Source organism: Corynebacterium wankanglinii, from assembly GCF_013601005.1.
In the GTDB taxonomy this organism is placed as follows: domain Bacteria; phylum Actinomycetota; class Actinomycetes; order Mycobacteriales; family Mycobacteriaceae; genus Corynebacterium; species Corynebacterium wankanglinii.
Genome location: NZ_JABFED010000003.1, coordinates 192,917 through 206,829, shown reverse-complemented (window position 1 = coordinate 206,829; position 13,913 = coordinate 192,917). Strand labels below are relative to the sequence as shown.

The 13,913-nt window shown below is 58.6% G+C and carries 13 protein-coding genes and 4 pseudogenes; 5 read left to right on the top strand and 12 right to left on the bottom strand.

From position 1 onward, the window contains the following. The 4 genes and pseudogenes from HMA55_RS06440 to HMA55_RS06425 all read left to right on the top strand — a co-directional run. Positions 1 to 405, top strand: a pseudogene (locus HMA55_RS06440) (IS6-like element IS26 family transposase); the annotation flags it as partial. Between the two features lie 53 nt (positions 406 to 458). Beyond that, positions 459 to 779 (top strand): annotated as a pseudogene (locus HMA55_RS06435) (recombinase family protein); the annotation flags it as partial. 65 nt (positions 780 to 844) lie between these two features. Beyond that, positions 845 to 1,648: an aminoglycoside O-phosphotransferase APH(3'')-Ib gene (gene aph(3'')-Ib / locus HMA55_RS06430; RefSeq protein WP_001082319.1), complete on the top strand. Its 804-nt coding sequence runs from the start codon at positions 845 to 847 to the stop codon at positions 1,646 to 1,648. Continuing rightward, on the top strand, positions 1,648 to 2,484 hold the full coding sequence (locus HMA55_RS06425) for an aminoglycoside O-phosphotransferase APH(6)-Id (protein ID WP_000480968.1): 837 nt from the start codon (positions 1,648 to 1,650) through the stop codon (positions 2,482 to 2,484). The genes aph(3'')-Ib and HMA55_RS06425 overlap by 1 nt, the downstream gene beginning before the upstream one ends. A 105-nt stretch (positions 2,485 to 2,589) precedes the next feature. Here HMA55_RS06425 and HMA55_RS06420 read toward each other — a convergent pair. The 7 genes and pseudogenes from HMA55_RS06420 to HMA55_RS06390 form a co-directional block, all read right to left on the bottom strand. After that, positions 2,590 to 2,688, bottom strand: a pseudogene (locus tag HMA55_RS06420) (IS481 family transposase); the annotation flags it as partial. Then, entirely contained in the window at positions 2,688 to 3,863 is a 1,176-nt protein-coding gene (gene cmx, locus HMA55_RS06415) for a chloramphenicol efflux MFS transporter Cmx (protein ID WP_005297378.1), read from the bottom strand. The gene cmx and the pseudogene HMA55_RS06420, both read right to left, overlap by 1 nt. 21 nt (positions 3,864 to 3,884) lie before the next feature. Continuing rightward, entirely contained in the window at positions 3,885 to 3,938 is a 54-nt protein-coding gene (locus tag HMA55_RS11540; RefSeq protein ID WP_011113070.1) for a chloramphenicol resistance leader peptide, read from the bottom strand. Positions 3,939 to 4,053: 115 nt separating this feature from the next. Then, the gene (locus HMA55_RS06405) at positions 4,054 to 4,248 is read right to left on the bottom strand and encodes a hypothetical protein (protein ID WP_181192252.1); all 195 of its coding nucleotides are present in this window, start codon (positions 4,246 to 4,248) and stop codon (positions 4,054 to 4,056) included. A gap of 160 nt (positions 4,249 to 4,408) precedes the next feature. Continuing rightward, positions 4,409 to 5,431 carry a DUF4192 domain-containing protein gene (locus tag HMA55_RS06400; RefSeq protein WP_042406444.1) on the bottom strand — a complete coding sequence of 341 codons (1,023 nt, stop codon included), beginning with the start codon at positions 5,429 to 5,431 and terminating at the stop codon, positions 4,409 to 4,411. 170 nt (positions 5,432 to 5,601) lie between these two features. Next, on the bottom strand, positions 5,602 to 6,174 hold the full coding sequence (locus tag HMA55_RS06395) for a recombinase family protein (protein ID WP_038589516.1): 573 nt from the start codon (positions 6,172 to 6,174) through the stop codon (positions 5,602 to 5,604). Positions 6,175 to 6,190: 16 nt separating this feature from the next. Further along, on the bottom strand, positions 6,191 to 6,817 hold the full coding sequence (locus HMA55_RS06390; RefSeq protein WP_052333763.1) for an HNH endonuclease: 627 nt from the start codon (positions 6,815 to 6,817) through the stop codon (positions 6,191 to 6,193). A gap of 4 nt (positions 6,818 to 6,821) precedes the next feature. Between HMA55_RS06390 and HMA55_RS11290 the strand changes: the two are divergent. Next, a pseudogene (locus HMA55_RS11290) lies at positions 6,822 to 6,944 on the top strand (IS3-like element IS1206 family transposase); the annotation flags it as partial. A gap of 133 nt (positions 6,945 to 7,077) precedes the next feature. On the opposite strand, the gene HMA55_RS06385 reads toward HMA55_RS11290, so the two are convergent. From HMA55_RS06385 to HMA55_RS06365, 5 genes are all read right to left on the bottom strand, one after another. Beyond that, the gene (locus HMA55_RS06385; RefSeq protein WP_159455000.1) at positions 7,078 to 7,722 is read right to left on the bottom strand and encodes an ATP-binding cassette domain-containing protein; all 645 of its coding nucleotides are present in this window, start codon (positions 7,720 to 7,722) and stop codon (positions 7,078 to 7,080) included. Positions 7,723 to 7,798: 76 nt separating this feature from the next. After that, entirely contained in the window at positions 7,799 to 9,583 is a 1,785-nt protein-coding gene (locus tag HMA55_RS06380) for a hypothetical protein (RefSeq protein ID WP_231376317.1), read from the bottom strand. A gap of 227 nt (positions 9,584 to 9,810) precedes the next feature. Further along, on the bottom strand, positions 9,811 to 10,236 hold the full coding sequence (locus HMA55_RS06375) for a lactococcin 972 family bacteriocin (RefSeq protein ID WP_016456436.1): 426 nt from the start codon (positions 10,234 to 10,236) through the stop codon (positions 9,811 to 9,813). A 364-nt stretch (positions 10,237 to 10,600) separates the two neighbouring features. Further along, positions 10,601 to 12,112 carry a recombinase family protein gene (locus tag HMA55_RS06370; RefSeq protein ID WP_075467190.1) on the bottom strand — a complete coding sequence of 504 codons (1,512 nt, stop codon included), beginning with the start codon at positions 12,110 to 12,112 and terminating at the stop codon, positions 10,601 to 10,603. 20 nt (positions 12,113 to 12,132) lie between these two features. Beyond that, the gene (locus HMA55_RS06365) at positions 12,133 to 13,875 is read right to left on the bottom strand and encodes an ATP-dependent nuclease (protein ID WP_181192234.1); all 1,743 of its coding nucleotides are present in this window, start codon (positions 13,873 to 13,875) and stop codon (positions 12,133 to 12,135) included. Between the last annotated feature and the right edge of the window lie 38 nt (positions 13,876 to 13,913).

Sequence of the window (13,913 nt, the reverse complement as noted above, 5' to 3'; positions counted from 1 at the left end):
ACTGTCGATTTTTATCTCTCCTCCCGTCGTAACAGCAAAGCTGCATACCGGTTTCTGGGTAAAATCCTCAACAACGTGAAGAAGTGGCAGATCCCACGATTCATCAACACGGATAAAGCGCCCGCCTATGGTCGCGCGCTTGCTCTGCTCAAACGCGAAGGCCGGTGCCCGTCTGACGTTGAACACCGACAGATTAAGTACCGGAACAACGTGATTGAATGCGATCATGGCAAACTGAAACGGATAATCAACGCCACGCTGGGATTTAAATCCATGAAGACGGCTTACGCCACCATCAAAGGTATTGAGGTGATGCGTGCACTACGCAAAGGCCAGGCCTCAGCATTTTATTATGGTGATCCCCTGGGCGAAATGCGCCTGGTAAGCAGAGTTTTTGAAATGTAAGGCCTTTGAATAAGACAAAAGGCTGCCTCATCGCTAACTTTGCAACAGTGCCCGCTCAGATCGACACCACGACTGCGTCCGGTCGCATGGTGTTCGGAATCTTCGCCACCTTGGCCGAGTTCGAGCGGGATCTGATCCGAGAGCGCACCATGGCGGGTCTCGCCTCCGCGAGAGCGCGCGGTCGCAAGGGCGGACGAAAATTCGCGCTCACCAAAGCTCAGGTGCGTCTCGCGCAAGCCGCCATGGCCCAGCGCGATACTTCAGTTTCCGATCTCTGCAAGGAACTCGGCATCGAGCGCGTCACTCTCTACCGATATGTCGGTCCCAAAGGCGAGCTCAGAGACCATGGAAAGCATGTTCTCGGACTTACGTAGCAACTCGTTTCTTTTCGCAGGTTGAGCCACCTCCGCGCTTCATCAGAAAACTGAAGGAACCTCCATTGAATCGAACTAATATTTTTTTTGGTGAATCGCATTCTGACTGGTTGCCTGTCAGAGGCGGAGAATCTGGTGATTTTGTTTTTCGACGTGGTGACGGGCATGCCTTCGCGAAAATCGCACCTGCTTCCCGCCGCGGTGAGCTCGCTGGAGAGCGTGACCGCCTCATTTGGCTCAAAGGTCGAGGTGTGGCTTGCCCCGAGGTGATCAACTGGCAGGAGGAACAGGAGGGTGCATGCTTGGTGATAACGGCAATTCCGGGAGTACCGGCGGCTGATCTGTCTGGAGCGGATTTGCTCAAAGCGTGGCCGTCAATGGGGCAGCAACTTGGCGCTGTTCACAGCCTATCGGTTGATCAATGTCCGTTTGAGCGCAGGCTGTCGCGAATGTTCGGACGCGCCGTTGATGTGGTGTCCCGCAATGCCGTCAATCCCGACTTCTTACCGGACGAGGACAAGAGTACGCCGCAGCTCGATCTTTTGGCTCGTGTCGAACGAGAGCTACCGGTGCGGCTCGACCAAGAGCGCACCGATATGGTTGTTTGCCATGGTGATCCCTGCATGCCGAACTTCATGGTGGACCCTAAAACTCTTCAATGCACGGGTCTGATCGACCTTGGGCGGCTCGGAACAGCAGATCGCTATGCCGATTTGGCACTCATGATTGCTAACGCCGAAGAGAACTGGGCAGCGCCAGATGAAGCAGAGCGCGCCTTCGCTGTCCTATTCAATGTATTGGGGATCGAAGCCCCCGACCGCGAACGCCTTGCCTTCTATCTGCGATTGGACCCTCTGACTTGGGGTTGATGTTCATGCCGCCTGTTTTTCCTGCTCATTGGCACGTTTCGCAACCTGTTCTCATTGCGGACACCTTTTCCAGCCTCGTTTGGAAAGTTTCATTGCCAGACGGGACTCCTGCAATCGTCAAGGGATTGAAACCTATAGAAGACATTGCTGATGAACTGCGCGGGGCCGACTATCTGGTATGGCGCAATGGGAGGGGAGCAGTCCGGTTGCTCGGTCGTGAGAACAATCTGATGTTGCTCGAATATGCCGGGGAGCGAATGCTCTCTCACATCGTTGCCGAGCACGGCGACTACCAGGCGACCGAAATTGCAGCGGAACTAATGGCGAAGCTGTATGCCGCATCTGAGGAACCCCTGCCTTCTGCCCTTCTCCCGATCCGGGATCGCTTTGCAGCTTTGTTTCAGCGGGCGCGCGATGATCAAAACGCAGGTTGTCAAACTGACTACGTCCACGCGGCGATTATAGCCGATCAAATGATGAGCAATGCCTCGGAACTGCGTGGGCTACATGGCGATCTGCATCATGAAAACATCATGTTCTCCAGTCGCGGCTGGCTGGTGATAGATCCCGTCGGTCTGGTCGGTGAAGTGGGCTTTGGCGCCGCCAATATGTTCTACGATCCGGCTGACAGAGACGACCTTTGTCTCGATCCTAGACGCATTGCACAGATGGCGGACGCATTCTCTCGTGCGCTGGACGTCGATCCGCGTCGCCTGCTCGACCAGGCGTACGCTTATGGGTGCCTTTCCGCAGCTTGGAACGCGGATGGAGAAGAGGAGCAACGCGATCTAGCTATCGCGGCCGCGATCAAGCAGGTGCGACAGACGTCATACTAGATATCAAGCGACTTCTCCTATCCCCTGGGAACACATCAATCTTACCGGAGAATATCGTTGGCCAAAGCCTTAGCGTAGGATTTCGCCCTCTCCCGCAAACGACCCCATCTTTGCGGCGATCGTGGCCGGATAGCCGTCTTCGACAATCAGCCGAGCTAACCGGAGACGGGCACGAGGAGTGAGAAGAGCGTTCGGATGGGTCATCAATTGGCCTCCGCCGCGGTCTTCGTAAGCGCGCGTCTGGTGAGAAGCATGATGACGAGAGCGATCGCTGTCAGCACCGAAGCGACCCAAACCGGCGCGAGCAGCCCCAGCCCGGTCGCGAGCCCGAGCGCACCAAGCACGGGCCCCGCTGCAGCTCCGATATTCAATGCTGCGGTTGCGTACGAACCGCCCATCGTTGGCGCACCCGATGCTGCATACAGCACACGCGTGATCAGAGTACTGCCGACGCCGAACGACAGGAATCCCTGAACGAGGACGAGGACGATAAGCGCAACGGGATGAGATGCGACCACTGCCAACACGATCCAGCCTGTCAGCAATAGCGGTCCGCCGACTGCGAGCACGAGGCCAGGTCGTTGATCTGATAGTCGTCCTGCGATCGTGACGCCAAGGAACGATCCGATGCCGAACATCACCAGCGCGACGGACACCCACGCTTCGGCCAAGCCCGCGGTCTCGGTCACGATGGGTGCCAGGAAGGTGAATGCCGCAAAGGTCCCTCCGTTGATCAGCGCTCCGAGTGCCATGGCCAGGATGAGCCGCGGCGTCGCCAACTGGCTGAGCTCGACACGGAGCCTTGGTGAGGTCGCGCTAGTCTCGCTCCGACCAACATTGTTCGTGACGCCACGAATGACTCCAACGGCCGCGGGAATACAGAGGATGGCGATCGCCCAGAACGTCGTTCGCCAGCCCAGCGCTGTGCCGAGCAGTGCCCCGGCGGGGACGCCCACGACGGTTGCGATCGTCGTGCCGGAGAGCAGGATCGACAGTGCACGCCCCTTCTGGTTCGCTGGCACGAGGGTAGTGGCCGTGCTCAGTGCTACGGCGAGGAATCCTGCGTTTGCGAGAGCGCTGAGCACCCGGGTGATGAGCAGGAGAGAGAACACTGGTGTCATCGCTCCGATGACGTGGCTTCCCGCGAACACGAGAAGGCAAACGATCAATGTGAGCCGCGGTGGCCAACGGCGAGCGAATGCCGCCATCACTGGCGCGCCGACGACCATACCGACTGCGAATGCGGAGGTCAGCAGGCCCGCAGTGCCGACCGAGACGTCAAGTTCGGTCGCGATCGCGGGGAGCAATCCCGCGAGCATGAATTCTGAAGTGCCCATGACGAAGACCGCCAGGGCAAGCATGTAGAGGGCAAAAGGCATCGAGTACTCCGAGGTGTGAGATCAAGAAATGGTTCTTCTTGTCACCACGGCCAGCGCCCCGGGTACGCCAGACATACGCCCACACAGATCGTGGGCGTCGTAACTAGTGGTTCAAGGGGCTGGCGGTGTGACCGACAACCCCTGACCTGTCTGATTCGGGACTCGACATGCCCCAAACTCTAACATGCCTTCAATGGCAAGCGGTCTGGACAGATACTTCTTGAATCGGCACGGTGTCATTACGGGCGGGGGCCAGAACAACGTCCCTGGACATCACATCTAGGTCGCGCAGTTCTTGTGCTGCGCCCGGATCGGCGTCCTCGCCGTCGATGCCGTCGGCGAGCTGGTAGAGCAGTTCCAGGTCGGTGTGGGTGATGTCGCGCATCACGTGCCTCCTTGTTCGGATTGGTGGTCAATCCGTCTGTTGGAGACAGCTCTGCTGTCTAGGGGTCGCTCCCCTACCTCGTTGAGGTGTCTGTCGTCGCAAGCCACGGCCGACGAGAAAAAAGAAACCCCGTTGCATCGCTGCAACGGGGTATGCGGTGTTACTCGGCAAACAAGATCGTGCGGGTCTTCTCGGCGCCTTCGCGGACGAGTTCAACCATCCGCTCACCTTGGCCGATATCGGTTAGCTTCGCTACCAACGACGGGAAGTTCTCGTCTGGCCCGATCTCGGTGGCTCGCTGCGCAGCCACGCCAGCTAGCCCCGGCTGGCCTGTGGCGTGCGCAAGCACTGCAACAGTGGCTGTGAGCTGCGCCCGCATCCCTGGCCAGCTGGTCGGGACAGCGCGCATGACCTGCTCTATGAACGCAAGGCCCGCCTGCGGTTCATCGAGCAGCGCGGCAAGCAGCGTATCCCGCAAGCGCGGCGTGGTGAAGCATTTCAGCGCAGATCGAACAGCGCGAGTGCTCGGCTGGGTGATCCCTGCCGCCGCCTGCTCGTATTCACGCTGCAGCATGTCGGAGAACATCGGCGGGATATACGCCAGCGCGTCTTCGATGATGTCCGCGTGCTCGGCAGCGTCGATGCCGTGATCGGTGCTGTTCAACCGTGCCTCGATGTCGTCTTTGCTCGGCTCCGGCAGCTCGCCGGTGTGCTCTAGCATCTGCTTAAGCGCCGCCGATGCGGCGACCTCGCCGACAACGCCGTGGCGCGGCTCGTCGATGAGCGGATGCTGGTACACAGACCACCAGGCAGCCCCGGTGACGATCTCGGGCACCTGCACCACCCCGAGCAGCGGCGGTAGGTGCACTGCCCCGCTGGTGAGATACGTGGCGGTTTCGTCGAAGATCGGTTGCGCAATGTCATCGCTGATCATGTACGCGATAACAGCGTCGAGTTCGAGGTGGTGGACCCACGCTGCGAACCGCTCGCGGCTCTCGGTGAGCTTCTCCACGGCCTCGTCCAGGTCGAACCGTGCGACCGGGCCGAGGCGAACGGTGTCGACGCCCTCGTCGTCGACGAAGAACGCGAGGATCAGCGAGTTGTTCGGGTAGAACCCGAGGATGCCGGGGAGGTTCGCGAGGATCTCGCCGTGGGATGCAAGCGTGTGGGAATGAGTGGACATTGCAGTGCTCCTTTGCACGAATACGGGGTGTACGTGGTCAATCCCGTATTCGGTCCGGCTCTGCCGGTCGCGCCCTGCCACGGCACCACCGCACCTGAAGCGTGCTGAGCGTCGCTAGCGCAGCCTGATGCTCGCTCGCTGGGTGCGAGCGCTAGCGACGCAGCCTGTGATTAAGCGTCGGCTTCGATGCGCTTGAGAGCGCGATAGATCGTCGGCCGCGAGACGTTGAATGTCCTGCCTACTGCGCTGAGGGACTTGCCGCCCTCGATAAGCTCCTTAGCGATCTGGGCCTGCTCAGCGCTGAGCTTCGGCTTCGGGCCGGCGACCCTGCCCTGTGCGCGGGCGTGCGCCACGCCTTCACGGGTGCGCTGGACAAGCAGGTCACGCTCCCACTCGGCAAGACTTGCCATGACGTTGATGACCACCTTGTCGGTGGGCTTCGACGTGTCCAGCGCTGGCTCCAACACCTTGACGTTGATGTCGCGCTCGGCGAGGTCAGCGATGGTGTTCACGGTGTCCGCGAGGCTGCGGCCGAGCCTGTCCAAGCGTGTGACAACGAGCGTGTCGTCGGGGCGCATGTACGCCAGCGCGTCATCGAGGCCAGGCCGTTGCCATTTCGTGCCGGAGATGGTGTCTGAGTAGATGTGCTGAGGGTCGCAACCAGCGTCGATCAGGGCGTCGCGCTGGGTGTCGAGTGACTGCCCCTGCTTCGAGGTGGAAACGCGGGCGTAACCGATGAGCATGGTTAGTCACCTGCTCCTATGCGTTACCTTTGGCACGGTTGTGGGACTTGCAGAGCAGCTCGCAGTTGCTTTCCTCGGTCTTGCCGCCCTTCGACCAGGCGGCGACGTGATCGGCGTCCATATCCTTGAGCGGCCAGATCTTCGCCTTGCCCCCCTCGTGACCGAGGGCGCAATACGAGCAGTTCGAGACACCGTTCTTCTCGGCGGCGTCTGTCTGGCGCTTGTACACGCGCTTTTTGACGGCCTCAGTGAAGACACGCACGCTAAGCAGCCGCGTCTCTTTCTTGCCGCCGAGAAGGTACTCGTAGATACCCTTCTTCGACTGAACCTGCGAGTCGGAAAGCAACTCGCGTGCTTCGGCGGTCATCTCTGTTGCGTCGTAGCCCTTGTCGCCGTACTGCTCATAGAGCTTGTTCCATGCGATTCCACGCATGGAACTGTCCGTCATCTTGAACACGCTTGCGGCCCAGTCGATGACGGTGGTGAAGTACGTCTGCAGTTCATTGCAGTCGTCGTCATCGCGGTGCTTAGCCATGTAGTTGTCGATACTCACGCCGTCACGCTGAGCGATCCAGTCGAGGGCGACTTCAAGCACCTCCTGGCGGGCGGGTTCACCGCGCACGAAATTCGACCACTTCGACATCAGTCGCCAAGAAGTCTTCCGGTGGTGCATGCGCTACAACACCCGCAGACGGCACTCCTGGTGCAACGTTCTAGCCCCCAATGACTTCGAAGCACTCACATCAGCTACGCTGACCCAAGCAGCATAGCTAACCCCCGACGTGTCTACTTTCCGGGGGTCAGGCCCGTGCTCGACAACCCCAGCGGACTCAACGCCCACGCCAGCGTCGCGGACCATGCGGCCGGGTACCGGAAGGTGGCCAAGGCCGCGGGCATCGCGATTTAATCCCGCGCAGAGCCGGAGACTGTGACCTGGCGATCATTGATGCGCAAGGTGCTGTCAGCAGCAGCAATAACTGCGGCATCGTGCGTGGCGGCCAGAACGAGTGCGCCCCCGTCCGCAGCTCGCCGCAGGAGCGCGATAACTTGGTCGCGGTTAGTGGGGTCGAGGGAGGCGGTCGGCTCGTCAGCGAACACATAAGCCGCGCCGCGGAGCAGGGCTCGGGCGATCGCCAGCCGCTGCTGCTCGCCTCCGCTGAGAATAGCTGCCGGCCCGTCGAAGGGGACATCAAGACCGACTTCGCCGAGGGAGTGCAGCAATTCTTCTTTGGAGTATTGCTTCCTGGATAGCCCGAGGGTGAGGTTATCTTCGCAGCTTAGTTCGGGAATGATTCCGTGGTCTTGGTGGATTATCGCTGCGCGTTCTCGCCAGAACCTCCGCCTCCGCTTCATCCTCCACGCGGAGGCATTCTCACCGTCTATCCGGAGGAGGCCGTCCGCCGGCGGCAGGAGCCCGGCCAAGGTGTTGAGCAGCAAAGTCTTTCCGGAACCGCTGGCTCCACAGATGGCGACAAAGCCTGGCCCGGGTAGGGAAAACGTTGCATTTTCCACGAGGGACTTCTTCACCATCCGCGTGCTGCGCCCCACAGAAAAAGTCGACTCCGCGGCGAGACAGAGATGAGAGGTGGAAATCTCCGGCGGCAGAGTGGGGGACTGACTGGGGCTAGCCAATGACATTGTGACTCCTAGGGGAGGCGGACATGTGCTGAGAAATACTGAGACGGACAAAACCGAGGTAGACGATTAAGACAAGGCAGCTTAGCGCGGTGAAGGTGTAGAGGAACGGGTTGGGAAGCAGTAGCGGAGCCAGGACGGACAATATGACGACAACTGTCAGGCTGACCAGTTGGCTTTTGAATAGTCGCCACATTGTTTTGTCCGGTGATTGCCCAGCGCTGTGGAGGAGTACCAGGAGGCGACGGTGAACTCGGAGCTGGATGCGCGCCTGGACTATCAAGGCCGCAAGCGTGGCGAGCAAAGCTCCGAGGGCGCTCAGGATACTCAGCCAGAACAGCGCCGTGCTGGCTACTAGTTCGGCCAGACCGCGATCGGCGGCGCGTACCGGGTAGACGTAGCCTTCGAGGCCGGCAGCGGTAAGTTCTGGACCCAGTTCCGAGAAATCCGCGAAGAGCAAATTTTCACTCGAAGCTGTGGAGCTTAGGAAGTCTGCGTCGAAGCCGGATAGATCGTCCGTTTCAAGCACGTAAAAACAATCGCCGGGAACCAGTTCCCCCGACATTGTTCCACTAATGAATCCGACCGCATGATCGGCACTGACCGGACCAATTTGCGCAGATTTAAGGAGCAGGTCGCCGGATTCCTGAGCCCACAGATCCACGGAAGCTGCGAAATGCTCTTGGGCTGCGGAATAGTCGACCGAGTGGTTGTCGTCTCCGGGACGGAACTGATAATCCTGCAGATCGTGCCATTGGCGGTTGGCAAGTGCCACGGGGCAGGAGTCCGGCACACCGGTACCTTCTTTCGGCAAAGTATGGCTGAGGACAGCCCCGTGCTCCCGTTCCCAGCTGAGCGCGAAGTCGCGGAAGTTCTGCTGCAGACTGGGCGGCAAGAGCTCGCCTCCTTCCACGCGGCCAGCAGGGCCGTCGAAGTTGGCTGAAAAATGCAAGGCTCCAAACTCCGCGAGAGATTTCCAGGTCTGCTGGGCCTCGGATTCCTGCTGGTAGGAGCGGAGCGCAGCCGCTGAGCTAAGACCCGCTGCTACAAAGGTCACGCAGGTAAAGACCGAAATTACTTTCAGCGCTTTTCCCGCCGCCTTCTCTGCGGGGGCACGCTGCCCCAGCAGCGCTACTGCGCGGCGCAACAATGGGGCGGTGACGGCTACGGCCAAACCGGTGGTAGCCAGGGCCAAGCCTATCCCGGCGGCGTAGAACCTGAGGAACAGGAGGGCAAAAGAATAGCTCCCTTGGCGGGCGAGGAATGTACTCGCAAGGCCAATGAGAACTAGGTGCGGGAGGATGACAAAGGTCCATTGCCGCCAATTGCCTTTTTGACTGCGGTGCCCTCCATTTATTGTGCGCAGCGCTGCCAATCTAAGACCGGAAACCCGAAGAACAAATACCAGGGCAAAAAGGGAAACGACAAATAGAAACAGGATCGCCACCAACGCGGGCAGGCGGAATACGACCGATTGGATGAGGTGAAGGAACTGCGTCTTTTCGCTTAGCCTGAGCCCGTCATTCCTGGCCGATTCGTAGAAGTGGTTCGCATTGCCACCCGTTGCTTTGGGAACCAAGACGTAGTCACCGTGGTAATCCAGCGACCCAAGCTCACTGGCCGCTTGGCTCAAGGCATCCGGCCGGTTGAGCCGGGGAATGCGTTCCGGTGCTGGATAATTTTCCTCCAGCGGGATGAAAACCTCGTGGGAAGTCCCGCTTGCGTCATCGGTGCCAGTCAGCCGGTAGATGGAGTAGCCGTTCTGCTCGGCCAATGAAACCAGTGAGTTACGGATTACCGTCGGTGCGTAGTCTGACTCAAGTTCCTCCGCGAGTGAAGTCTTAGGCTCGACGTAGTCAAGACTAAAGGTTGATTCGACCCCTAAGGACAAGGGCTTGGTGGAGTCAACCAGGGCTGTCAGCAGCCACCCAGTAGTCGCGATGACTGCAGCAAGAAGTAGGCTCAAAAGCCCAAGTACTAGGGGTCGAATACGCATGAGTTCTAGCAGAAGTCGTAGTAGTAGCTGTCCTTAGTGCCCGGCAAATTCGTTGCCCAAAGCTCGGCGACCGACTTCTGGCCGCCGCGGGTGTCGATGCTTCGTTGCGTTCTGTCGTTGACGATCACAGTCGAAGTATGGCACCGATTCACGGTGAAATAAGAACGCGCCTTAGCGTCCCAGAATCCGTACTCCCAGGTACCGCCACCTGCAGGGTAGCGAACTTTCCGGCCGACAGATGCCCAGTAGGTTGTGAAGGCTGGTGCTGCCTCGCCGAGTAGCTCGGCCATCACACCGGAAGCAAAGCCTCCCTTGGCGCCGTGGTCTTGGAATTCTTCTGCGGAAGCAACGGCTGAGTTAGATACGGAAACGCTCAGAGCAGAGGCAATCAGCAGCGCTGCAAACTGCCGAGTGCGCTTTTTGGGGGTCATAACAGTCTCCTTTGAGAGAGGAAATGAGGCTGGATTTCCTCAAAAGGGAGACTATCCTAAGTGAATACAAATGGGAATAGAACCAGTTTTCTAATTATATTGGTACTTTTCACAGGCCTTAGGCTCGGGAGGGCGTTGGTTGTCCTTGGTCCGCTATGTCTTGGATTCACCCCGTACGGAGTGGGGTTGCCCGCAACACGCCCTTTCGTCCTTGCTCTCTTCTGACGTCATCCTCGCCAACGTCAGCTGCGCGAAACTCCTGCCTAGTTTCGCACGCCGCAAGCGCACGGTGTCGTGCGCTTGCTTAGGCCGCCCCTAAGGCGCAGCACATGCGCGCGATTGTTGACGTGTCACACACTGCAACCTAGTTCCACACGATCTGGACTGACTCGGGGTTGAAGGTCTTGCTTCCGCGCACGCCACGGCGCAGGCGCACCTGGCACAGGGTGTTGATGACTCGGCGCTGCACGGCAAGCTCTGCGTTGTCGAAGGCGTCCACGGGCGAGGCGTAGCCGGTTGTGTCGAGCAGCGCCGATGCGCCAGCAAGACGGGCACGGCGCGTTTCGAGTTTCTCGATCTGCGGCTCATAACGGTTTCGCGCGCGCTTGAGGTCACGGGCCTCGATAAGCTCCTCATCGTAGTCAGCCTGGACGCGGGCGAGCTTTGCGCGAAGCTCAGCGAGTTCGTCGTCGATGGCGTTGACCTCGTCGTCGTCCACAGTCGGCAGCAGGTCCGCCAGGTCGTCACGGCCAAGGCGGGCGCGGATCACGGCGAGCACAAAATCATCGACGCTATGTGTGCGCACTAATCCACAGGCGGCGCAGCGGTAGCGGTCGGCATGCGTGCGCACAGGGTTGCCGCACTCGTCGCAGACATACAGACCCGAGCCGAGATGGCGGCGAGTGTTCCGGCGCTCCTTGTTGGTCAGCCGGTCGGGATCATCGAGCACGTTCTGCACACGCCACCACAAATCGGGTGTGACGATCGGCTCCCACTGCCCTTTCACAGGCTCGCCGGTATCGGGGTCGCGGACGATATGCGTGACACGGCGGTATTTGTTCTTCACGCCTTTGCGTTTGGCCTTCTTGTAGGTGGAATAGCCGGCATACACGGGGTTGCGCAGAATCGAGTGCAACGACGTATAGGCCCACGGCTGCGCGTCGGGAACTGGCTTTTCTTCCTGGCCTTCAGCGCGGCGTCGAGCGTTGCGCTCTGTGACCACGGTGTGCATATGGCGCGGCGTGGTCGGGATATCCGGCAAGCCCGGTTGATCGACCCCAGATAGGGCGCGTGCAATGTCGCGCATGGAGTTGCCCCGCTCGACAGCCCGGAACATACCGAGCACGGCGGCGGCTTCGGGTGGGATGATCTCGCCGGTCGAGGTGTAGCCGATTGGGCGCACACCGCCGGAGTACCAGCGTCCCTGCTCGGCGCGCTGCTGTTGCGCACGGGATTGGCGCATGCTTTTACGTTCGATCTCGCCGCGCGCCACGGCTGCTTTGATGCGCGCGTACATTCTGCCGCCGTCGGTGGCAAGGTCAGCATCACCGTTCGCGGTGACGAGTTTCAGCCCCTGCTCTTCTGCTCTGTCGATCCACTCTTCGAGCTGCCAGGGCTGTCGCGTGAGGCGGTCGAGGTCCCAGCAAATGATCGCGTCGATCTCGCCGCGCTCGAAAGACGCCACCATGGCGTCGTAGTCGGGGCGGTCCACGTCCTTCTTCGACGCGGAGATCGACTGATCGACGTAGGTATGCACGACGTCCCAGCCACGTTGCTCGGCAAGGGCTTCGCAGTCCTGACGCTGCCGGTCGATGGCGAGGCCGTCCATGGCAGCATCGAGCGAGATACGGAGGTAAATAGCAGCACGTGTTGTCATGCCGCTAACACTAGCGCGCCTCAGGTTACATTGAAACGAAACTCCACACCGGTGCCGTCGGACTGGAGGACATTCCTTAATTCAGCTGCAAGTGATTTACTCGGTTTATTGATCAGCTGGGATTTCAATTCTTGTTTGTTCAGTTCCTCGGTAACCCACTTCAATAAGTCCTTGCCATAGATAGCGTCGTCTTTGGGAGACGTATTTTCAGGCCAAAGATCTTCCGTCCGAGGAGAGCCACCGTCTAAGTACGTTTTGTTCACATTGGCTCTTTTATTGCGAAATTTTTTCCGAAGTTCTGCATTGTGGTCTTGGATAACCGCACTTCGGACACGGGTTGCTTGATCCAGCGAGATACCAGCCGCCTCCGCGATGTGCTCTGCAGTGCAATAATATGCTTCCACGTCACAAAGTTTCGGACAAAAGACCTCCACGCCTTTCTCTTCGAACGGATGAGACCATTTCGCCAGTTCTTCGCTGGTTAGAAAATCTCGGTCACGGTGAATGATCACCCGCGGAGCTGAATCCAGTAATTCTACCATATCGTGGAAAGCTTGGGCCGCAAATGAATTATTAATCCCATTGAAAGTCGCAATTCGAACTTCATTTTGCTCGTAACCCAGCGAATCCAGCGTTCGCTGGAGCAGCGAAGGATTGCCATCTTCTGTGTAAATAATGCATTTGGTTGAGTTATCAAGTTGGTCTAGAGCACCAAGGTCCAAGAGAAGTTCAGTTAACTCTCGCTGGTCCGTGGATTCAACACGGCCATCTTTCATCCAGACCACCCGCACGTTTTCAGATGCCCCCGTGAGGAGGTGTCTACTGTGCGTCGAGACGACAACTTTGCAACCAAAATGATCAGACACCTTCTCCAGAGCGGAACCGAGGCTATGTTGCCGCGAAGGATGAAGATGACTATCTGGTTCGTCTACCAAGAGCAGCTTGGGTGAAAACAAAAGAACATAGGCGAAAATCTGAGTCACCTGAAGAATCCCGGTCCCCCAAAGATCGACGGGTAGGTAGTCAAGCTCGGATGGATTCTCACTTATCGCCATGCGCACGTTCACGTACAGATCACGTTCGGCATTGAACCGGACGTCGAATTTCACCGGCATGCTCAAGACATCACCGACCAACCTCTCCAGTTCCTGCAACTGATCGCGATGATCGATCAACCGAATAATATTCCGAAATACGAGATTCGCATCTCCACTGGCGGCCTTTCGGAAAACCGCGGCGTACCCACTCATTTCCTCTCGATGAGGAACTCCCGCAAGTCCAGGGACATAGACACTGAACAACTTTTGAGGGTCACTTATCAACTGTCCGAATCCAGGCGTAATACCTGTTCGGTTCACGCCAACATTTCCATGGTTACGAGCTTTGTACATCTCGATGTGATAATCAGCTGGGTCAGCGCTCCCGAGAGCGCACCCTTCAAAATCCACAACGCCACGTTGACCGCCAGATCGATTCTCATATGGCCTGCCGTGACCAAGGAGAGCAAAGTCAGCCACCGGTGAATAGCGAAGGCTTGTCTCCGCCACTACTTTTTCCCCTAAATCTAGCGAGGTTTGGGCGCAACTCACTGCAGTATGGATAGCTTGGAGAACGCTGCTTTTGCCGGAATTATTGCCGCCCACTAGGTAAGTAATCGGACCGAGCTCAATCCGCGCATCTTTGAGCTTCTTGAAGTTCCGAATACGGACGGCGTCAATCTTAAATGGCTTACCGTCTCCAGTTTCGGAAGCGATCTCCGTCATTTTCGACCTCCAGGCGTTAGTCCTGTCTTGAACTCCAC

Excerpts from the sequence above, each read along its gene's own strand:
- HMA55_RS06405 (WP_181192252.1), bottom strand. The coding sequence starts at position 4,248 with ATGCGCGACATCACCCACACCGACCTGGAACTGCTCTACCAGCTCGCC.
- HMA55_RS06400 (WP_042406444.1), bottom strand. The coding sequence starts at position 5,431 with ATGTCCACTCATTCCCACACGCTTGCATCCCACGGCGAGATCCTCGCG.
- HMA55_RS06425 (WP_000480968.1), top strand. The coding sequence starts at position 1,648 with ATGTTCATGCCGCCTGTTTTTCCTGCTCATTGGCACGTTTCGCAACCT.
- HMA55_RS06370 (WP_075467190.1), bottom strand. The coding sequence starts at position 12,112 with ATGACAACACGTGCTGCTATTTACCTCCGTATCTCGCTCGATGCTGCC.
- HMA55_RS06395 (WP_038589516.1), bottom strand. The coding sequence starts at position 6,174 with ATGCTCATCGGTTACGCCCGCGTTTCCACCTCGAAGCAGGGGCAGTCA.
- HMA55_RS06375 (WP_016456436.1), bottom strand. The coding sequence starts at position 10,236 with ATGACCCCCAAAAAGCGCACTCGGCAGTTTGCAGCGCTGCTGATTGCC.
- HMA55_RS06365 (WP_181192234.1), bottom strand. The coding sequence starts at position 13,875 with ATGACGGAGATCGCTTCCGAAACTGGAGACGGTAAGCCATTTAAGATT.
- HMA55_RS06390 (WP_052333763.1), bottom strand. The coding sequence starts at position 6,817 with ATGTCGAAGTGGTCGAATTTCGTGCGCGGTGAACCCGCCCGCCAGGAG.
- cmx (WP_005297378.1), bottom strand. The coding sequence starts at position 3,863 with ATGCCTTTTGCCCTCTACATGCTTGCCCTGGCGGTCTTCGTCATGGGC.